15 protein-coding genes are annotated in these 19,657 nt (G+C 61.2%); 9 read left to right on the top strand and 6 right to left on the bottom strand.

Annotation, left to right across the window (positions count from 1 at the left end; all coding sequences use genetic code 11):
* Positions 1-114 precede the first annotated feature (114 nt).
* Positions 115-1,002, bottom strand: coding sequence for a 3-keto-5-aminohexanoate cleavage protein (locus KCG87_RS00640; RefSeq protein ID WP_139055228.1), 888 nt, complete (start codon positions 1,000-1,002; stop codon positions 115-117).
* Between the two features lie 118 nt (positions 1,003-1,120).
* Positions 1,121-2,065, bottom strand: a complete 945-nt coding sequence (locus KCG87_RS00635; RefSeq protein WP_098965995.1) for a choline ABC transporter substrate-binding protein — start codon at positions 2,063-2,065, stop codon at positions 1,121-1,123.
* 192 nt (positions 2,066-2,257) lie between these two features.
* Between KCG87_RS00635 and KCG87_RS00630 the strand changes: the two genes are divergently transcribed.
* The gene (locus tag KCG87_RS00630) at positions 2,258-3,202 is read left to right on the top strand and encodes a GlxA family transcriptional regulator (protein ID WP_095121415.1); all 945 of its coding nucleotides are present in this window, start codon (positions 2,258-2,260) and stop codon (positions 3,200-3,202) included.
* Between the two features lie 139 nt (positions 3,203-3,341).
* Here the strand turns inward: KCG87_RS00630 and KCG87_RS00625 are convergent, their stop codons facing one another.
* The 4 genes from KCG87_RS00625 to KCG87_RS00610 form a co-directional block, all read right to left on the bottom strand.
* A complete protein-coding gene (locus KCG87_RS00625) occupies positions 3,342-3,758 on the bottom strand; it encodes a DUF3010 family protein (RefSeq protein WP_098965993.1) in 417 nt (138 codons plus the stop codon).
* A gap of 28 nt (positions 3,759-3,786) precedes the next feature.
* The gene (locus KCG87_RS00620) at positions 3,787-4,110 is read right to left on the bottom strand and encodes a helix-turn-helix transcriptional regulator (protein ID WP_096795712.1); all 324 of its coding nucleotides are present in this window, start codon (positions 4,108-4,110) and stop codon (positions 3,787-3,789) included.
* Complete coding sequence (locus KCG87_RS00615; protein ID WP_210556471.1) at positions 4,094-4,348, bottom strand: type II toxin-antitoxin system RelE/ParE family toxin; 255 nt, start codon at positions 4,346-4,348, stop codon at positions 4,094-4,096. Before KCG87_RS00615 ends, KCG87_RS00620 begins: the two co-directional genes overlap by 17 nt.
* 212 nt (positions 4,349-4,560) lie before the next feature.
* On the bottom strand, positions 4,561-4,962 hold the full coding sequence (locus KCG87_RS00610; RefSeq protein ID WP_027610649.1) for a lysozyme inhibitor LprI family protein: 402 nt from the start codon (positions 4,960-4,962) through the stop codon (positions 4,561-4,563).
* 234 nt (positions 4,963-5,196) lie between these two features.
* On the opposite strand from KCG87_RS00610, the gene KCG87_RS00605 reads away from it, so the two are divergent.
* From KCG87_RS00605 to KCG87_RS00570, 8 genes are all read left to right on the top strand, one after another.
* The gene (locus tag KCG87_RS00605) at positions 5,197-6,174 is read left to right on the top strand and encodes a dipeptidase (RefSeq protein ID WP_007962626.1); all 978 of its coding nucleotides are present in this window, start codon (positions 5,197-5,199) and stop codon (positions 6,172-6,174) included.
* 106 nt (positions 6,175-6,280) lie between these two features.
* Positions 6,281-6,811, top strand: a complete 531-nt coding sequence (locus tag KCG87_RS00600) for a DUF5943 domain-containing protein (protein WP_008083165.1) — start codon at positions 6,281-6,283, stop codon at positions 6,809-6,811.
* Positions 6,812-6,826: 15 nt separating this feature from the next.
* Positions 6,827-8,887, top strand: a complete 2,061-nt coding sequence (dgcA, locus tag KCG87_RS00595; RefSeq protein WP_007962624.1) for a dimethylglycine demethylation protein DgcA — start codon at positions 6,827-6,829, stop codon at positions 8,885-8,887.
* A 154-nt stretch (positions 8,888-9,041) separates the two neighbouring features.
* Positions 9,042-10,991, top strand: a complete 1,950-nt coding sequence (gene dgcB / locus KCG87_RS00590) for a (Fe-S)-binding protein (RefSeq protein ID WP_210556473.1) — start codon at positions 9,042-9,044, stop codon at positions 10,989-10,991.
* Positions 10,991-12,211: an electron transfer flavoprotein subunit alpha/FixB family protein gene (locus KCG87_RS00585; RefSeq protein ID WP_134787510.1), complete on the top strand. Its 1,221-nt coding sequence runs from the start codon at positions 10,991-10,993 to the stop codon at positions 12,209-12,211. Before dgcB ends, KCG87_RS00585 begins: the two co-directional genes overlap by 1 nt.
* A gap of 10 nt (positions 12,212-12,221) precedes the next feature.
* Positions 12,222-12,992: an electron transfer flavoprotein subunit beta gene (locus KCG87_RS00580; RefSeq protein ID WP_210556474.1), complete on the top strand. Its 771-nt coding sequence runs from the start codon at positions 12,222-12,224 to the stop codon at positions 12,990-12,992.
* Positions 12,993-14,117: 1,125 nt separating this feature from the next.
* Positions 14,118-17,570, top strand: a complete 3,453-nt coding sequence (locus tag KCG87_RS00575; protein ID WP_210556475.1) for an alpha/beta fold hydrolase — start codon at positions 14,118-14,120, stop codon at positions 17,568-17,570.
* 208 nt (positions 17,571-17,778) lie between these two features.
* Complete coding sequence (locus tag KCG87_RS00570; protein WP_210556476.1) at positions 17,779-19,647, top strand: hypothetical protein; 1,869 nt, start codon at positions 17,779-17,781, stop codon at positions 19,645-19,647.
* The last annotated feature ends 10 nt before the right edge of the window (positions 19,648-19,657 follow it).

The following is a 19,657-nucleotide window of genomic DNA, read 5'->3' as shown; positions in this document are numbered from 1 at the left end:
CCTGTGGGAGCGGGCTTGCTCGCGAAGAGGCCGGTACATCCCACGCATCTTTATGGGCAGAGCCACCGCCTTCGCGAGCAAGCCCGCTCCCACAGGGGGGAAATGAGTGATGATTTAGCCGCGCTGGGTCAGGCCCATCTTTTTGCGGCCCTCAGCCGGGGTCAGCACGCGAGCGCCGAGGCGGCTGAGTATCTCGCTGGCGCGTTCGACCAGTTGACCGTTGGTCGCCAGCACCCCCTTGTCCAGCCACAGGTTGTCTTCCAGACCAACCCGCACGTTGCCGCCGAGCAGCACCGCTTGCGCGGCCATCGGCATCTGCATGCGGCCGATGCCGAACCCGGCCCACACCGCATCGGCCGGCAGGTTGTCGACCATGGCTTTCATGGTGGTGGTGTCGGCCGGCGCACCCCACGGGATGCCCAGGCACAGCTGGAACAGCGGGTTGTCGAGCAAGCCTTCCTTGATCATCTGCTTGGCGAACCACAGGTGGCCGGTGTCGAAAATTTCCAGTTCGGCCTTCACTCCCAGCTCGGTGATGCGCCTGGCGCCGGCGCGCAGTTGCGCCGGGGTCGAGACGTAAATGGTGTCGCCGTCGCCGAAGTTCAGCGTGCCGCAATCGAGGGTGCAGATTTCCGGCAGCAACTCTTCAACGTGGGCCAGACGGGTCAGCGGGCCGACCAAGTCGGTGTTCGGGCCGAACTCCATCGGGTGCTCGCCAGCGCCGATTTCGAGGTCGCCGCCCATGCCGGCGGTGAGGTTGACGATGATGTCGACGTCGGCCTCACGGATGCGCTCCATCACTTCGCGGTACAGCGCCACGTCACGGCTGAACTTGCCGGTCTGCGGGTCGCGCACATGGCAATGCACAACGGTGGCGCCGGCCTTGGCCGCTTCTACGGCCGCCGCTGCAATCTGTTTCGGAGTGACCGGCACGTGGGGGCTCTTGGCGGTCGTGTCGCCAGCACCGGTGAGTGCGCAGGTGATGATGACGTCGTGGTTCATGGTGCGGTTTCCTTCAGGCGTGATGGGTCTGTTCGCAGCCCTTTTCGGGGCTGCGAAGCGTCGGTCAGTCCCCTCTCCCCGGGGAGAGGGTTAGGGTGAGGGGCTTTTCAAACGGGGGTTATTTACTGGTCAGTTGCAGGTTTTCAGCGGCCGGTTTGCCGTCGAACGTGGTTACACCTTCCAGCCAGCGCTGCTTGTCTTCGGGGTGATCCTTGAGCCATTGCTTGGCCGACTCGAAGGCGTCCTTGTGATCGAGCAGCGGTTGCATCATCCGGCTCTCGTCTTCGGCGGTGAACGTCAGGTTGCTCAGCAGGCGACCGACGTTCGGGCACTGTTCGGCGTATTTCGGCGCGGTGACAGTCCACACTGTGGCCATGCCTTCGTTCGGGCCGAGGGCGTCTTCGCTGCCAGTGAGGTAAGTCATCTTGACGTTGACGTTCATCGGGTGCGGCGCCCAGCCGAAGAACACCACGGCCTCCTTGCGGCGTACGGCGCGGTCAACGGCGGCGAGCATCCCGGCTTCGCTGGACTCGACCAGCTGGAATTTGCCGAGACCGAACTGGTTCTTGGTGATCATCGCCTTGATCTGCGTGTTGGCGCCCGAGCCCGGTTCGATGCCGTAGATCTTGCCGCCCAGTTCCTTCTCGAACTTGGCGATGTCGGCGAAGGTTTTCAGGCCCTTGTCCGCCAGATAGGTCGGCACCGCGAGGGTGGCGCGGGCGTCCTTCAGGCTTGGTGCCGGCAGGACTTTGACCTGGTTGGCATCGACGAACGGGGTGATGGTCTGGGTCATCAGCGGGTTCCAGTAGCCGAGGAACAGGTCCAGACGCTGATCGCGGATCCCGGCGAAGATGATTTGCTGGGAGGCGCTGGTTTGTTTGGTGCTGTAGCCGAGGCCGTCGAGCAGGACCTGGGTCATGGCACTGGTGGCGATCACGTCGGTCCAGTTGACCACGCCCATGCGCACGTTCTGGCACGAGGCGGGTTCGGCCGCCATGACGCTGGCGCTCAAGAAAGCGGTACCGCTGAGTGCAAGAACACAGCTGCTGATCAGTCGTTTCATGTCGGGTTCCTCGGCAGGTCGTTTATTGTGAGTTCCGGCATCTGGCGTGCCGGTGATGCCAAGTTACGCAGCAACGGCCCCGTGAAAGCGCACTGCGGCGACTGGCATTTGCACTGTAGCGACCTGTGCGCTTGAACGCTGACGACAATCGGCGTATCAACGATCCACGCTACCCGCTAACCGAGTGCGCACATGTCCCAGGATTTTTACTTTCTGCTGATGCCGGGGTTTTCCGCCATCGGCTTTATCTCCGCGATCGAACCGCTGCGGGTAGCCAACCGTTTTCGTGGCGAGCTGTACCGCTGGCACGTGCTCAGCGCCGATGGCGGGGCAGTGCTGGCGAGCAATGGCATGTCGGTCAACGCCGACGCGGCGCTGGAGCCGCTGAAGAAAGGTGCGACGCTGTTAGTGGTGGCCGGATTCGAACCGCTGAAGTTCGCCACGCCAACCCTTGAACACTGGCTGCGTCGCCTGGACAACGAAGGCGTGACCCTCGGTGCCATCGACACCGGCAGTTTCGTCCTCGCCGAAGCCGGCCTGCTCGACGGCCATCGCCTGACCCTGCACTGGGAAGCCATCGATGCGTTCAAGGAATCTTATCCACAGCTCAGCGTCACCCAGGAACTGTTCGAGATCGACCGGCGGCGCATCACCTCGGCGGGTGGCACGGCGTCGATCGATTTGATGCTCGACCTGATCGCCCAGGCCCACGGCCCGCAACTGGCGATTCAGGTCAGCGAGCAGTTTGTATTGGGGCGGATTCGTCCGCGCAAAGACCACCAGCGCATGGAAGTCGCCACGCGTTACGGCATCAGCAACAAGAAACTGGTGCAAGTGATTGGCGAGATGGAGCAGCACAGCGAACCACCGCTGACCACACTGCAACTGGCAGAATCGATCAAGGTGACGCGGCGACAGCTGGAGCGCCTGTTTCGGCTGCATCTGAACGACACACCGAGCAATTTTTATCTGCGCCTGCGATTGGAAAAAGCCCGGCAGCTGTTGCGCCAGACCGATATGAGCGTGCTCGAAGTCAGTATCGCCTGCGGGTTTGAATCGCCGTCGTATTTCACCCGCAGTTATCGAGCGAGGTTCGCTCGCTGTCCCCGCGAAGACCGCCGTACCGCCCAAGCTTGAATGGATGCACACAAAACCAATGTGGGAGCGGGCTTGCTCGCGAAAGCGGAGTGTCAGTCGAAACATGAGTTGACTGATCCACCGCATTCGCGAGCAAGCCCGCTCCCACATGTTTGATCTTCAGTGTCTGAAGAAAAGGTTACTTCTTCACCAACGCCGAACACGCCGCTTTATAAGCCTCATGCTGATACTTGTTCAACGTCACCGGCAGCTCGAAATTGTGCTTCTTGGCCTGCGCATTGATCGTCTGCGGCGACAATAGCGTCACCTCGCACCCATCCAGCAACTGAAACACACCCTCGATCTTGAACGTGGTCGGCCCACCGGCAAACTCGCCCTTCTTGCTGCGCTTCTTGATCGCAATCCGGTCAATCGAATGCTCGCGCACAAACGAAGCGACCTGCGCCGCGAAGCGTTTGACGTTGGCAGGCTCGTCATCATCGTCGAGGGCGATTTTCTTGGTGCTCAGTGCCACGTGGCTCAAGGCCGAACCGTCGAGGGAGGCCACGGCGATGATCGCTTCGCTGCCTTTGATTTCGATGCCGCAGATGTTCATGGGAATTCCTTTGAATAAAGAGGGCAGCCTACAACTCAAGCTGATTGGCGGTGATGCCGAACGCTGCGGCAATTTTCTCGCGTGTGGCCTTGCGAGGCTTGGCGACTGTTTCCTGCTGAGCAAACGCCGGTTGTGAAATACCCATGCGTTTGGCGACTTCTTCCTGAGTCAAGTTGAGATATTCACGCCAGGCACGGATCGGTGTCGCCCCGTCGACCATCCGACTGACGACTTCATGGGGAATCAGGTCGGGCTGCTTTTTCTGCGCAATGTACTGCGCGTAAGGGATGACGACGAAGGCTGGGTTGCCTTCAGCGTCGTTGATGATTTGGATGTCAGTAGGTGCGTTCATCGCGTTTCTTGACCTCTTGAATACTGATCACTTTGATTGCGCCATCCCAGTCAAACACGACTCGATAATTGCCGACGCGCAGGCGGTAGGCGTAGTCATGGCCAATCAGTGCTTTGACATTGCCCACATCAGGCATGTCGGCGAGCGACGTAACGGCATCTCGAACCTTTACCTGATGCACAGAGTGCAATTTCAAGAGTTGCTTAACGGCCTTTCGTGTCCAGTGGATGCTGTTCATGGAAGAATATAAGTCTTTTATAAGATTCGCGAATCTTTGCTTATGTTTCTTCGGAGGCCAATCAACAATCGTTGACAGCATGTTGCGTGAAAGGCCCGCAGCTTCGGGCGTTCAAGAAATTTGTGTAGGCGAGGTCGGAGTACTTTGTAGGAAGAGGGGATAGTGCGGCTGAAAGCTGGAGGCAGTTCCAGCTTTCAGCGGAACATTCAGGATCATTCCTGCCCAATCGACTCCAAAAACTCCGACCGTTCGTCACTCATCCGCGCCACACAGTCATTCTGCGCAATCTTGAACGCTTTGCTGCCTTCGGTGGCCGGGAAGGCTTCCACGGCGCAATCGGCGTCGCGGGTTTTCAGCCATTGTTGCTGGGCGGTTTTCAGTTTGGCGGTGATGTCGGCCAGTTGCGCGGCGTTTTTGCCGTATGTGGCCTGCATGCGCTCGTTGAGGCTGGCGTAATTGTCCTTGAGCAGGTCTTCGGCGGTGCTGCGGCTGTAGGTCGAGCATTCCAGGGTCTGGACGTCGTTTTCCACCGCGTCGCACGGGTTGTTGTCGGTCTCTTCGGCGGCGTGTACGCCGGTCGCCATCAGTGCCAAAGCCAGGAAGATCGATTTCATGGTTGTCGCCGCTCTAATCCAGTGGTGTATCCAAGATGCGCCAGATTCTGGCTCAAGCTGGCGGGCTTGAACAGGTAGCTGATCGGGACGCCTGGCGACCCTTTGTCGCGGATTGACGCTTTCGGCAATTCCCCTGTCGTTTTTGCACCCGGTCGCCCCGGCACCGAGGCATATGCTGGCCCCAAAGCGCCGGCAGACGATTCGGCGCATGAATCGCCAATAAGGGGACGCCTGATGAGCCCAGCCGAATTACACGCCGACAGCATCGTTATCGACGGTCTGATCATTGCCAAATGGAACCGCGAGCTGTTCGAAGACATGCGCAAGGGCGGTCTGACGGCGGCCAACTGCACTGTGTCGGTGTGGGAAGGCTTTCAGGCGACCGTGAACAATATTGCCGCCAGCCAGAAGCTGATCCGCGAAAACAGTGACCTGGTGATGCCGGTGCGCACCACCGCCGACATCCGCCGCGCCAAGGAGCAGGGCAAGACCGGCATCCTTTTCGGCTTCCAGAACGCCCACGCGTTCGAAGACCAGATCGGCTATGTCGAGGTGTTCAAGCAGCTCGGCGTCGGCATCGTGCAGATGTGCTACAACACCCAGAACCTGGTCGGCACCGGTTGCTACGAGCGTGACGGCGGCCTGTCGGGCTTCGGTCGCGAAATCGTCGCCGAGATGAACCGCGTCGGCGTCATGTGCGACCTGTCCCACGTCGGCTCCAAGACGTCCGAAGAAGTCATCCTCGAATCGAAAAAACCGGTCTGCTATTCCCACTGCCTGCCGTCGGGTCTGAAAGAGCACCCACGCAACAAGTCCGATGCTGAACTGAAGTTCATTGCTGACCACGGCGGTTTTGTCGGCGTGACCATGTTCGCGCCGTTCCTCGCCAAGGGCATCGATTCAACCATCGACGATTACGCCGAAGCCATCGAATACACCATGAACATTGTCGGCGAAGACGCCATCGGCATCGGCACCGACTTCACCCAGGGTCACGGCCAGGACTTCTTCGAATACCTGACCCACGACAAGGGCTACGCCCGTCGTCTGACCAGCTTCGGCAAGATCATCAACCCGCTGGGCATCCGCACCGTCGGCGAGTTCCCGAACCTGACCGAAACCCTGCTCAAGCGCGGCCACTCCGAGCGTGTGGTGCGCAAGATCATGGGCGAGAACTGGGTCAACGTCCTCAAAGACGTCTGGGGCGAGTAACGCTTACTCAAGACCGCCGCCGAGCTGCCCCCTCTCCCTCGGGGAGAGGGCTGGGGTGAGGGCTGCGGCCAACACTGAATCTAAATTTTTCTGGAGTTAAGTTTCCATGGCCAAGATCGCCCCGCAATTGCCAATCGAAGTCGACAGCGAGACCGGTGTCTGGACCTCCGACGCCCTGCCGATGCTCTACGTGCCGCGTCATTTCTTCGTCAACAACCACATGGGTATCGAGGAAGTGCTGGGCGCCGAAGCCTATGCCGAGATCCTCTACAAGGCCGGCTACAAGTCCGCCTGGCACTGGTGCGAAAAAGAAGCCGAATGCCACGGCCTGGAAGGCGTCGCGGTGTTCGAACACTACATGAAGCGCCTGTCGCAACGCGGCTGGGGCCTGTTCAAGATCCAGGACATCGACCTCGACAAAGGCACCGCCAGCGTCAAGCTCGAACACTCGGCGTTCGTCTATGTGTACGGCAAGGTCGGGCGCAAGGTCGATTACATGTTCACTGGCTGGTTTGCCGGGGCCATGGATCAGATTCTTGAGGCTCGTGGCAGCAAGATTCGTACGGTTGCCGAGCAAGTCTACGGTGGCTCCGAAGAAGGCCACGACGACGGCCTGTTCACCGTCAAGCCGTTGTAAGTCGAGGAACCCGCCATGGCTTTCGAAGCAATGTTCCAGCCGATCCAGATCGGCAAACTGACCATCCGCAACCGCGTGCTCAGCACCGCGCACGCCGAGGTCTACGCGACTGACGGTGGCATGACCACCGAGCGCTACGTCAAATACTACGAAGAGAAAGCCAAGGGCGGCATTGGCCTGGCGATCTGCGGCGGTTCGTCGGTGGTCGCCATCGACAGTCCGCAGCAATGGTGGAGTTCGGTCAATCTGTCCACCGACCGGATCATTCCGCACTTCCAGAACCTGGCCGACGCCATGCACAAGCACGGCGCCAAGATCATGATCCAGATTACCCACATGGGCCGACGCTCACGTTGGGACGGTTTCCACTGGCCGACCCTGATGTCGCCGTCGGGTATCCGTGAACCGGTGCACCGTGCGACCTGCAAGACTATCGAGCCGGAAGAGATCTGGCGGGTGATCGGCAATTACGCCCAGGCGGCGCGCCGCGCCAAAGCCGGTGGTCTGGACGGCGTCGAGCTGTCGGCCGTGCACCAGCACATGATCGACCAGTTCTGGAGCCCGCGCGTCAACAAGCGTACCGATGAATGGGGTGGCAGCTTCGAAGGCCGGATGAAGTTCGGTCTGGAAGTGCTGAAAGCCGTGCGCGCCGAGGTCGGTGACGACTTCTGCGTGGGCATGCGTATCTGCGGTGACGAGTTCCACCCGGACGGTTTGTCCCACGAGGACATGAAGCAGATCGCCAAGTATTACGACGACACCGGGATGCTCGATTTCATCGGCGTCGTCGGCTCGGGTTGCGACACCCACAACACCCTGGCCAACGTGATTCCGAACATGAGCTATCCGCCGGAGCCGTTCCTGCATCTGGCGGCCGGGATCAAGGAAGTGGTCAAGGTGCCGGTGCTGCACGCGCAGAACATCAAGGACCCGAACCAGGCCACGCGCATCCTTGAAGGCGGTTACGTCGACATGGTCGGCATGACCCGTGCGCACATCGCCGACCCGCACCTGATTGCCAAGATCAAGATGGGCCAGATCGACCAGATCAAACAGTGCGTCGGCGCCAACTACTGCATCGACCGTCAGTATCAAGGTCTGGACGTGCTGTGCATCCAGAACGCCGCGACCTCCCGTGAATACATGGGCGTGCCGCACATCATCGAAAAGTCCACAGGCGTCAAACGCAAAGTGGTGATCGTTGGTGCCGGTCCGGCCGGGATGGAAGCAGCACGCGTCTCTGCCGAGCGTGGCCACGACGTGACCCTGTTCGAGAAGAAAGAATTCATCGGCGGGCAGATCACTACCGCGTCGAAAGCGCCGCAACGTGACCAGATCGCTGGCATCACCCGCTGGTTCCAGCTGGAGCTGGCGCGGCTGAAAGTCGACCTGCGTCTTGGCACTGCTGCAGATGCCGACACCATCATGGACTTGCGTCCGGACGTGGTGGTGCTGGCAGTCGGTGGGCATCCGTTCCTTGAGCAGAACGAACACTGGGGCGCCGCCGAAGGGTTGGTGGTCAGCAGCTGGGACGTGCTCGACGGCAAGGTCGCGCCGGGCAAGAACGTGCTGGTCTACGACACCATTTGCGAATTCACCGGGATGTCGGTTGCCGACTTCCTCGCCGACAAGGGCAGCCAGGTCGAGATCGTTACCGACGACATCAAGCCGGGTGTGGCCATCGGCGGTACATCGTTCCCGACCTACTACCGCAGCATGTACCCGAAAGAAGTGATCATGACCGGCGACATGATGCTGGAAAAGGTCTACCGCGAAGGCGATAAGCTGGTGGCGGTGCTTGAGAACGAATACACCGGCGCCAAAGAGGAGCGGGTGGTCGATCAGGTGGTGGTGGAAAACGGCGTGCGTCCGGATGAGGAAATCTACTACGCGCTCAAAGAGGGTTCGCGCAACAAGGGCCAGATCGACGTGGAAGCGCTGTTCGCGATCCAGCCGCAGCCATCGTTGAGCAGCACCGGTGACGGCTACTTGCTGTTCCGCATCGGCGACTGCGTGGCGCAGCGTAATACCCACGCCGCCATCTACGACGCCCTGCGGTTGTGCAAAGACTTCTAAGGACTTGCACATGACCCCTGTGGGAGCGGGCTTGCTCGCGAATGCATTCTGTCAGTTCTGCATGAGTTGACTGATCCAGCGCTTTCGCGAGCAAGCCCGCTCCCACAGTAATGCAGACCGTGTTTCTCCAGGCTGTACTGGTGGGAGCTTCACCATGTTGAACACCCTTCTTCCAATCCTGTTGTTCGCAGCTCTGGCCCTTGCGGTGCTGGGGGCGTTGCGGCGGGTGGCTATGTGGCGTCGGGGCCGGGCCTCGAAGGTCGATCTGATCGGCGGCCTGTTCGCCATGCCCAAGCGTTATATGGTCGACTTGCACCACGTGGTGGCGCGGGACAAATACATCGCCAACACCCACGTCGCCACGGCGGGCGGTGCGGTGGCGTCGATCGTGCTGGCGATTCTGGTGCACGGTTTCGGCCTGCATAACCGTATCCTCGGCTATGCGCTGCTGCTGATGACGGCGGTGATGTTCGTCGGTGCGCTCTTCGTTTACCGGCGCCGGCTCAACCCGCCGGCACGGTTGTCGAAAGGCCCGTGGATGCGCCTGCCGAAAAGCCTGCTGGCTTTCTCCGCCTCGTTCTTCCTGGTGACCCTGCCGGTGGCCGGGATCCTCCCGGAAAACTTCGGCGGCTGGCTGCTCGCGGCCATTCTCGGGCTCGGCGTTTTGTGGGGCGTGTCGGAGCTGTTCTTCGGCATGACTTGGGGCGGGCCGATGAAGCACGCCTTCGCCGGCGCCCTGCACCTGGCCTGGCACCGCCGCGCCGAGCGCTTTGGCGGCGGTCGTTCCACCGGTTTGAAACCGCTGGATCTGAATGATCCAAGCGCGCCGCTCGGCGTGGAAAAACCCAAGGATTTCACCTGGAACCAGTTGCTCGGTTTTGACGCCTGCGTGCAGTGCGGCAAGTGCGAAGCGGCGTGCCCGGCCTTCGCTGCCGGCCAGCCGCTGAACCCGAAAAAGCTGATTCAGGACATGGTCGTCGGCCTGGCTGGCGGCACTGACGCGAAGTTTGCCGGTAGCCCTTATCCGGGCAAGCCAATCGGTGAGCACAGCGGCAATCCGCATCAACCTATCGTCAATGGTCTGGTCGATGCCGAAACCCTGTGGTCGTGCACCACCTGCCGCGCCTGCGTCGAGGAATGCCCGATGATGATCGAGCACGTCGACGCCATCGTCGACATGCGCCGCCATCTGACGCTGGAAAAAGGCGCGACCCCGAACAAGGGTGCCGAGGTCCTGGAAAACCTGATCGCCACTGACAACCCCGGCGGTTTCGCTCCGGGCGGGCGGATGAACTGGGCGGCGGATCTGAACCTCAATCTGCTCAGCGAGAAGAAATCCACCGACGTGCTGTTCTGGGTCGGCGACGGTGCCTTCGACATGCGTAACCAGCGCACCTTGCGTGCGTTCGTCAAAGTGCTGAAAGCCGCGAAGGTCGACTTCGCCGTACTCGGCCTCGAAGAACGTGACAGCGGTGACGTGGCCCGGCGTTTAGGCGACGAAGCAACCTTCCAGCTGCTCGCCAAACGCAATATCCAGACCCTGGCCAAATACAGCTTCAACCGCATCGTCACCTGCGATCCGCATAGCTTCCATGTGCTGAAAAACGAGTACGGCGCGTTCGACGGCAACTACCTGGTGCAGCACCACAGCACCTACATGGCGGAAATCATCCAGGCCGGTGCGCTGAACCTCGGTCAGCACAAAGGCAACAGCGTGACCTACCACGACCCGTGCTACCTCGGTCGCTACAACGGCGAGTACGAGGCACCGCGCGAAGTGCTGCGCGCCCTCGGCATCGAGGTCAAAGAGATGCAACGTTCCGGCTTCCGCTCGCGCTGCTGCGGCGGCGGTGGCGGCGCGCCGATCACCGACATTCCCGGCAAGCAGCGGATCCCCGACATGCGCATGGATGACATCCGCGAGACCGGCGCCGAGCTGGTGGCAGTAGGTTGTCCACAGTGCACTGCGATGCTCGAGGGCGTGGTCGAACCGCGTCCGCTGATCAAGGACATCGCCGAACTGGTGGCCGACGCGCTGCTCGAAGACGCCGCGCCGAACAAGCCGACTGCACCGGCCAAACGTGAACCTGCGGAGGCCCACTGATGAGCGACATTATCCGCCGCGACCCGCGCGCCGAATGGATTGCGCGTAACCGTCTGCATCCGCTGCACGCGGCGATGCAACCGGCGCAACACAGCTGGATGGGCCCCAATGGCGTCATCCGCAAGAACCTGCACGGCATCGGATTCATCGGCCCCAACGGCATCAAGCGTATCGATCGCAGCGGCGCGCAACAGGGCGGGGCGGTCAAACGCTCGGCCACGGTTGAAGTGCAGTTGCCGCTGCATCAGGTGCCAGCCCCGGCGTTCTATATCAGCGTGGTGCCGGACATGGTCGGCGGCCGCCTGAGCAGCCACGACCGTGACCTGTTGGGCCTGGCTCATCAACTGGCCGGCAACGACGGTGCGGTGCTGGCGGTGGTGTTTGGCGAACACAAAGAGAGCGCCTTCGCCACGGCCGGCGTGGATCGCTTGCTGGTACTGGAGGGCGACCAATTCAGCGGTTATGCACCGGAGCAACGGGTGCAAGGCCTGCGGGCTGTGGATAACCAGTTCAATCCGCGCCACTGGCTGCTGCCGGACAGCCGCAGCGGTGGTGGTGAACTCGGTCGGCGTTTTGCCGCGGCACTGGGCGAACGCCCGGCAACGCGGGTCTGGCAGGTCAAGGATCAGGAATGCATCGGTCGCGCTGGCGCAGGCCTGCAAGACCTGGCGCGTCCGGTTGCACGCTTGATTCTGGCCGCAGCCGAATGCGCCGAACCGGTCAGCGAAACCCGTCATGAGGCACTGCCGGTGGAGTTATCCACAACGGTGGCGCGCAGCCTGTCGCGGATCGAGGATCTTGGCGCGGTCGCGGTGGACCCGGCGGCGATTCCGATGGCCGAAGCCGAGTTCATTTTCTCCGGCGGCAACGGGGTCAAGGACTGGGCGCTGTTCCACGAAACCGCTGCCGCCCTCGGTGCCACCGAAGGCGCCTCGCGGGTCGCGGTGGACGATGGCTTCATGGCGCGTGATCGGCAGGTCGGTGCGTCCGGCACTTGGGTCACCGCACGGGTTTATGTGGCTGTGGGTATCTCCGGGGCGATCCAGCACCTGCAAGGCATCGGTGCCTGCGACAAGGTGGTGGCGATCAACCTCGACCCCGGTTGCGACATGATCAAACGCGCCGATCTTTCGGTGATTGGCGAGAGCGCGGAAATTCTTCAGGCGTTGATCGCGGCGGTAGCGGCTTACCGCAACGAAGCCAAGCGCGATGCGGCTTAAGGAACGGGTTATGAGCACAAAGATCATCAGTCTGGTTTCCATCGGTGCCCACCCGACGTCGGGCCGGCCACGCCGCGCCGAACAGGACGCCCGCGCCGTGGAACTGGGCCTGCAACTGGCTGGGGATAACCTGCAAGTGCTGCATGCCGGGGACGTTGCGGAACCGGCGCTGCGCGCCTATCTGGGCATGGGCCTGGGACAGCTGCATGTGCTGGAACAACCCGCTGGCGCCGACGCCTTGCCGGGGCTGACCGCGTATCTGCGCGAGGCCGGCGCCCAAGTGGTGCTGACCGGCAGTCAGGCGGAAACCGGCGAAGGTTCGGGCATGTTGCCGTTCCTGCTGGCCGAGGGGCTGGGCTGGCCGCTGGTGGTGGGGCTGGCGCAGGTCGAGTCGATCAATGATGGTTCGGCGCTGGTGCTGCAAGCCTTGCCGCGTGGGCAGCGACGGCGGTTGAAGGTGAAGCTGCCGTTTCTGGCGACTGTGGATAACGCCGCGCCCAAACCTCGACAGAGTGCCTACGGCCCGGCGCGACGCGGGGTGTTGAATGCCGAAGACGTGGAGGTGCTCGACGATGAACTGCTGGCGGTTGCCACGTTGCAGCCGGCCAAGCCACGGCCGAAACGTTTGAAGGTGATCAAGGCCAAGAGCGGTGCGGACCGCATGAAAGCTGCCACCGCCAAAGCCAGTGGCGGCGGTGGACAAGTGCTCAAGGGTGTCACCGCGCAGGCCGGCGCTGAAGCGATCCTCAAACTACTGATCGAAGAAGGGGTTGTTCGCTGAAAAGCCCCTCACCCTAGCCCTCTCCCGGAGGGAGAGGGGACCGACCGAGTGGTATTGGCTAATTACATCGACCTGCGATTGCGCAGTGACCTTGGTCTGGCCAAGCCTGAGATCACAATGTTCGTTCAGGTCGGTGGAGTTTGAACAGGCGATGCGGTCGGCTCCCTCTCCCTTTGGGAGAGGGCTGGGGTGAGGGGTAGTGTTTACCCACAATCCCTGTTGGCGGATCTGTGGATAACGTGTTCGCCCATCCCTGTACCCCACGCCAATCAAGCCCTCCAGGCCCCAGCTCAAAAAACAACCAGCCTAAGTCACGGTTTTACCGGGCTTTTTCTCCTGAATAACTTCAAGAGTTGCCCCCAATCTCTGTTGGCGCTTCTGTGGACAAGATGTTCGCTGTTCGCTGCAAGGTATATAAACCGTGGCTTGCAGGGATTTGATCAATAAATGATCGATGAAGCGTTTCAGGCTGATAATCCCTGCGCTACGCCCGATTTCCCACAGTCCTCAGCACTTTTCCACAGCAGCCACAAATTTACCCCCGAACTCTGTTGGTGCTTCTGTGGATAACGTGTTCGCCATCCTCTACAGGCCATGTGAAACGTGACGTGTAGATATTTGATCAAAAAACAGCCAATCACTCCTGCAAACCATCCTTCTGGATAAGTCACGATTTTTCTTCACAAATCAGGCAGTTATTTTTCCATTCATCCACAGTTACCCCCATTTGCTGTGCATGGCTATGTGGATAACTTGTTCGCCAAACCCTGCAGGCCCCGCCGGGCATAGTCCAAACCGCAATTGATCAGATTTCATACAGTTCTAAAGCGTTGCCTTGACTTCGATTCCTGCGCTGTCTTCACTGCAATGGCACAAGGACAGCCGTCACTTATCCACATCAGGTTCTGGGAGAACGCATGATGGATAGCCGCCCACACCGCCATCCCCCCTCGCCACGCAAGCGCACGTTACGTCGTGCGGCCAATCAACGCGCTCGTCTGTAGCGACCTCCTGCTTTAACCGCTGTGCTGTCGCCGGGCTCGACCCGGAGGCCAGGTGCCCGTTCGCCCATTGATTGCAGGCAACCGCAGAGTTGCCCCATCTGCCTGAGAGAGGAACACCCTCATGACACGCATCGCAACGCCCATCAGCGAGATCAAGGAACACTACGACGTGATCGTCATCGGCTCCGGTTATGGCGGCGGCATTGCTGCGTCGCGCCTGTCCCGGGCCGGTAAGCAGGTGTGCCTGCTCGAACGCGGGCGGGAAATCCAGCCCGGTGAATACCCCAACACCATGATCGCCGCGACCGAAGAGTTGCAGGTGCATGACCCGGACGGCCACATCGGCTCGCGCACCGGGCTGTTCGATCTGCACGTCAACGCCCAGCAGAACGTGGTGGTCGGCTGCGGCCTCGGCGGTACATCGCTGATCAACGCCAACGTTGCCCTGGAGCCGGAACCCGGGGTGTTCGAGGATCCACGCTGGCCGCAGGCGGTACGCGATCATCGCGATACGCTGCTCAAGGACGGTTACGCCCGCGCCCGGGAAATGCTCAAGCCCAATCCGTACCCGAACAACGCGCCGAACCTGCCCAAGCTCGACGCCAACAAAAAGTCTGCGGACTACCTCAAGCAAGGCGCGCATTTCTACAAGCCACCGATCAACGTGACCTTCGACAAACTGCCGAACAACCTCAACCACGTCGGCGTCGAGCAACTGCCGTGCAACCAGTGCGGCGACTGCGTCTCGGGCTGTAACAACAAGGCCAAGAACACCACGCTGATGAACTATCTGCCGGATGCCTGGAACCATGGCGCGGAGATTTTCTGCCAGGCTGAGGTGCGGCATCTGGAGCGCGACGGCGATGGCTGGATCGTGCACTTCCAGTACCTCGACAGCGGGCGCGAGAAATTCGACGCGCCGACGCTGTTCGTGAAGGCCGATATCGTCGTGGTCTCCGCCGGCACCCTCGGCTCTACCGAAATTCTGCTGCGTTCGCGGGACAAGGGTCTGGTGATGTCCGGTCAGCTCGGCGAGAACATGAGCGGTAACGGCGACATCCTCGGTTTCGGCCACAACTGCGAGCAGACCATCAACGGCATCGGTTTCGGTGCGCATTCGGCCAAGGAACTGCACCCGGTCGGCCCGTGCATCACCTCGATCATCGACATGCGCACCGAAGGTGACTGGCGCAGCCGCATGGTCATCGAGGAAGGCTCGATCCCCGGCGCCCTCGGCCGGCCGATGGTGCCGGCGATGGCCGGGTTCGCCGAAATGATCGGCGTGGCCACCGACGACAGTTTCAGCGGCAAGCTCGGCTACAAGGAGCGCGAGGCCGAGAGTTTCCTGCGCGGGCCGTATTACGGCGCGCTGCACAATATGCAGACCTACCTGATTATGAGCCACGACAGCGGCCAGGGCCGGATGATTCTCGACAACAAGGACCAGTTGCGCATCGACTGGCCGGGTGTCGGCGAGCAGGAAAACTTCAAGCTTGGCAACGAACGTTTGTACCAGAGTACCAAGGCACTGGGCGGGGTCTGGGTCGAGAATCCGATCTGGACCCAACTGCTCAAGCACAGCATCGTCTCGGTGCATCCGCTGGGCGGTTGCGTGATGGGCGAGGACGCCGCGCAAGGCGTGGTCAATCACAAGGGCCAGGTGTTCAGCGGCGCCAACGGCACTGATGTCTACGCCAGCCTCTACGTGACCGATGGCGCGGTGATTCCGACTTCGCTGGCGGTCAATCCGCTGCTGACCATCTCCGCTGTGAGTGAACGCAACATGGGCCTGCTGGCCGCCGACCGTGGTTGGCAGATCGACTACACGCTGCCGTCGGCACCGCGCAAACAGGTGGCACCACCGACTCTCGGCGTGCAGTTCACCGAAACCATGAAAGGCTATTTCTCCCGCGCCTTCACCGCCGCGCAAAGCACCGATCTGAAAGTCTACGAAGCGGCGGCCAAACGCGGTGAGGCAGATAATTCGCCGATCGACTTTACCCTGACCATCACCGCTAACGACCTCAACCGGATGATCAAGGAACCGGAGCACGCCGCGACCATTGTCGGTACGGTCAATGCCCCGGCGCTGTCGCCGCAACCGCTGACCGCCAGCAACGGCGTGTTCAATCTGTTCGAACAATTCGAGCAGCAGGTCGACACACGGCACATGAAATACGACATGAAACTGACCGCCGAGGACGGCAACGACTATTTCTTCAGCGCCTTCAAAACCGTGCCGGAAGACAACGGCGTGCTGAACATCTGGCACGACACCAGCACCCTGTACGTGACGCTGTACCGCGGGCCGGACAAGTCGGGCGAGGTGATCGGCTCCGGGGTGATGCACATTCATCCGACCGATTTCGCCAAGCAGATGACCACCATGAAAGTGCTCAACGCGCGTAACGAGCGCGAGCGCATCGAAGGCCTGGCGCGTTTCGGCAAGTTCTTCGCCGGGATTCTCTGGGAGAGTTACGGCGGGGTCTTCGCTGGCGATATCTACTTCAACCCCGACGCGCCGCCACGGCTGAAACGGCCACTGGATGCGCCGACCCCGGCAGTGCATTTCTTCCCCACCGAGGACGGCGTCGAGCTGCGCCTGACCCGTTATCAGGCCGGTAGCAAAGGCCCGGTGATGCTGGTGCATGGCCTGGGCGTCGGCTCGAATATCTTTTCCACCGACACCATCCAGACCAACCTGCTGGAGTACCTGTGCAAGCACGACTACGACGTGTGGCTGCTGGATTTCCGGGTGAGCATTCTGCTGCCGGCGAGCAAGAAAGAGTGGAATGGCGACCAGATCGCCCAGTACGACTTCAAGGCTGCCATCGCGCAGATTCAACAAGCGACCAAGGCCAAGGACGTGCAGTGCGTGGTGCATTGCTACGGCGCGACGACGTTCTTCATGTCGTTGCTGGCAGGGCTGCAGGGTGTGCGTTCGGTGGTCTGCTCGCAGATTGCCGCTGACACCGTGGTCGCCACAGCCACCGGATTGAAGGCTGGTCTGCACTTGCCGGGAATGCTCGATGCGATCGGCATCAAATCGATGACGGCTTACGCCGACAGCAAGGAGAACTGGTTCAACCGCCTCTACGACAAGGCCCTCAACGGCTACGCGCGGATCGAGGCGCAGGGCTATTGCACCAACCCGGTGTGCCACCGCATCACCTTCATGTACGCCTCGCTGTATCGCCACGACACGCTCAACGAAACCCTGCACGACAACCTGCACGAACTGTTCGGCGAATCGAACATCGAGACCTTCGAGCACCTGGCGCTGATCGTGCGCAAAGGGCATCTGGTGGATTTCAAAGGCAACGATGTGTACATGCCGCACTTCCAGCGGCTGACGATGCCGATCTGCTTTATCAGCGGCGCGGAGAACCAGTGCTATCTGCCGGAAAGCACGCTCAAGACCTACCAGCGAGTCTGCGAAGTCCACGGGCCGGAGCGCTACAGCCGGCACGTAGTGCCGGGTTACGGCCACATCGACTGCATGTTCGGCAAGAACGCGGTGGTGGATGTGTATCCGCTCATCCTTGAGCACCTGGAGAAAACGGCCCTCGGCTGAGATCGATTACTGATTTCTGTGTTGAGGAGATTCTCTGTGGCGAGGGGATTTATCCCCGATCGGCTGCGCAGCAGTCGTAAAACCTGAGTGCGCGATCATCCTGACAGACCGCGCCGGCAGGGTTTGGGGCCGCTTCGCGACCCATCGGGGATAAATCCCCTCACCACAGGGGACATCGCTGGTTGGTGGTCAGAAGGAAATGGATGATATGGACAGCTACATCCGCTGGTTTCAACGCTTCATCTGGATCGGCATTGCGATGAACATGGTGTTCGCGATCCCGGCGCTGTTCGCGCCGGGGTTGCTGACATCGGTGGTCGGTCTGCCGCCGCAACTCTCCGACCCGTGGCTGGAAAACGCCGGGATGCTGCTGGTGGGCATCAGCGTGTTTTACATGCCGTCGGGCTTCAACGCGCCGCGCTATGTGGTGCATTCCTGGCTGTGCGTGCTGACGCGGCTGATCGCCGTGGTGTTCTGGATTTACCTGATCAATACGAGCATTCAGGGTTCGGTGTTCGTGCCGATGCTGATGGGCGATCTGAGCTTCTTCCTGATCCTCGGCATTCTGCTGTACCTCGGCACCACGCCCGCGAACCGGCCATGGGCGCTGCTGTGCGACGGCTGGCGCGAGTGGCGCGCGGCCTGGGCGCGGCAATGGCAGAGTCATGCCTTCAAGGTCGGTACCTTGGTCGTGCTGGCGCTGCTCGGTTTCATCGGTTACCAGACCTGGTACCAGATGCTGCGGGTGGTGCCGGAGCAGGAATACGCCTCCGACGAAGACCACTACAAATACGCCGCCATCGGCCTCGGTATCGAGGCGCGGATCCCGTATTACCTGTTCGCCGTGCTGCCGCAGATGTGCCCGGAAAAACTGCCCAAACCCGGCGGCTGGGAAGTCTTCGGCTTTCTCTATGAGAACGGCAAGGACCTGCCGATCGGCATGGCCAAGCGGCAGATCGGTTACCCGACCGTAGAGCCGAACTGCGCGCTGTGCCACACCGGCTCCTACCGGGCCAATGCCAGCGACGTCGCGGTCAACGTGCCGAGCGCACCGGCCAACACCCTGCAACTGCAAGCCTTCCAGTGGTTCGCCTACGATTGCGCCAGCGATCCGAAATTCACCACCGGCGCGGTGATGGCGGCGATCAACAGCAAGTTCCAATTGGGCTTTTTCGAGAAGCTCTACAACCGCTACCTGATCATCCCGATGGCCAAGAGCGCGCTGCTCAAACAGAAGCAGGCCTATGCCTGGCAGAAGTTGCGGCCCGCTCAGGGGCCGGGCCGCACCGACACCTTCAACCCGACGAAAATGGTGGTGTTCGGCTTCCCGGATGACTCGACCATCGGCACCGTCGACCTGCCGCAAGTGTGGAACCAGAAGCCGCGGGAGTCGATGTACCTGCACTGGGACGGCAATAACAACAAGATCCATGAGCGCAACTACGCCGCCGCCATGGCCGTGGGCGCGACCCCGGAATCGGTGCTGCCACCGAGCTTCAACCGGGTGACCAACTGGCTGCTCGGGCACAAGGCGCCGGCATGGCCGTGGGCGCTGGATCAGGCGAAAGTCGCGCAAGGCAAGCCGATCTGGGATGCCAATTGCGCCGCTTGCCACGACTTCGGGCGCGCCGACACCGGGCAAGTGACCACCAACATCGATCAACTGGGCACCGATCCGCATCGGCTCGACTCGTTCACCACCGGTCTGGTGACGGCGTTCCACACCTTCAAGAAACCGCCGTTCGACTTCGGCGCGTATCGCAAGACCCAGAGCTACAGCAACACGCCGACTGACGGCATCTGGCTGCGCGCGCCGTACCTGCACAACGGTTCGGTGCCGACCCTGTGGGATCTGCTGCAACCGCCGGAAAAACGTCCGGTGGTGTTCATCACCGGCTCCGACGTCTACGACCCGGTCAACGTCGGTTTCGTCACCACGGGCGCTCAGGCCAAAGCCTCGGCGGATTTCAAATACGACACCCGACTGGAGGGCAACCACAACAGCGGTCACCTGTATGGCACCACGCTGTCGGACGACGACAAACGTGCGTTGATCGAATTCATGAAAACCCTGTGAACCCTTACGG

This window comes from Pseudomonas sp. MWU347 (assembly GCF_017947305.1).
GTDB lineage: Bacteria > Pseudomonadota > Gammaproteobacteria > Pseudomonadales > Pseudomonadaceae > Aquipseudomonas > Aquipseudomonas putida_A.
The sequence above is the reverse complement of the archived record's forward strand: the minus strand, read 5'-3'. Positions and strand labels throughout refer to the sequence as shown.

Coding starts and splice junctions, on each gene's coding strand:
- KCG87_RS00640 (WP_139055228.1), bottom strand. CDS start 1,002: ATGAACCACGACGTCATCATCACCTGCGCACTCACCGGTGCTGGCGAC.
- KCG87_RS00635 (WP_098965995.1), bottom strand. CDS start 2,065: ATGAAACGACTGATCAGCAGCTGTGTTCTTGCACTCAGCGGTACCGCT.
- KCG87_RS00630 (WP_095121415.1), top strand. CDS start 2,258: ATGTCCCAGGATTTTTACTTTCTGCTGATGCCGGGGTTTTCCGCCATC.
- KCG87_RS00625 (WP_098965993.1), bottom strand. CDS start 3,758: ATGAACATCTGCGGCATCGAAATCAAAGGCAGCGAAGCGATCATCGCC.
- KCG87_RS00620 (WP_096795712.1), bottom strand. CDS start 4,110: ATGAACGCACCTACTGACATCCAAATCATCAACGACGCTGAAGGCAAC.
- KCG87_RS00615 (WP_210556471.1), bottom strand. CDS start 4,348: ATGAACAGCATCCACTGGACACGAAAGGCCGTTAAGCAACTCTTGAAA.
- KCG87_RS00610 (WP_027610649.1), bottom strand. CDS start 4,962: ATGAAATCGATCTTCCTGGCTTTGGCACTGATGGCGACCGGCGTACAC.
- KCG87_RS00605 (WP_007962626.1), top strand. CDS start 5,197: ATGAGCCCAGCCGAATTACACGCCGACAGCATCGTTATCGACGGTCTG.
- KCG87_RS00600 (WP_008083165.1), top strand. CDS start 6,281: ATGGCCAAGATCGCCCCGCAATTGCCAATCGAAGTCGACAGCGAGACC.
- dgcA (WP_007962624.1), top strand. CDS start 6,827: ATGGCTTTCGAAGCAATGTTCCAGCCGATCCAGATCGGCAAACTGACC.
- dgcB (WP_210556473.1), top strand. CDS start 9,042: ATGTTGAACACCCTTCTTCCAATCCTGTTGTTCGCAGCTCTGGCCCTT.
- KCG87_RS00585 (WP_134787510.1), top strand. CDS start 10,991: ATGAGCGACATTATCCGCCGCGACCCGCGCGCCGAATGGATTGCGCGT.
- KCG87_RS00580 (WP_210556474.1), top strand. CDS start 12,222: ATGAGCACAAAGATCATCAGTCTGGTTTCCATCGGTGCCCACCCGACG.
- KCG87_RS00575 (WP_210556475.1), top strand. CDS start 14,118: ATGACACGCATCGCAACGCCCATCAGCGAGATCAAGGAACACTACGAC.
- KCG87_RS00570 (WP_210556476.1), top strand. CDS start 17,779: ATGGACAGCTACATCCGCTGGTTTCAACGCTTCATCTGGATCGGCATT.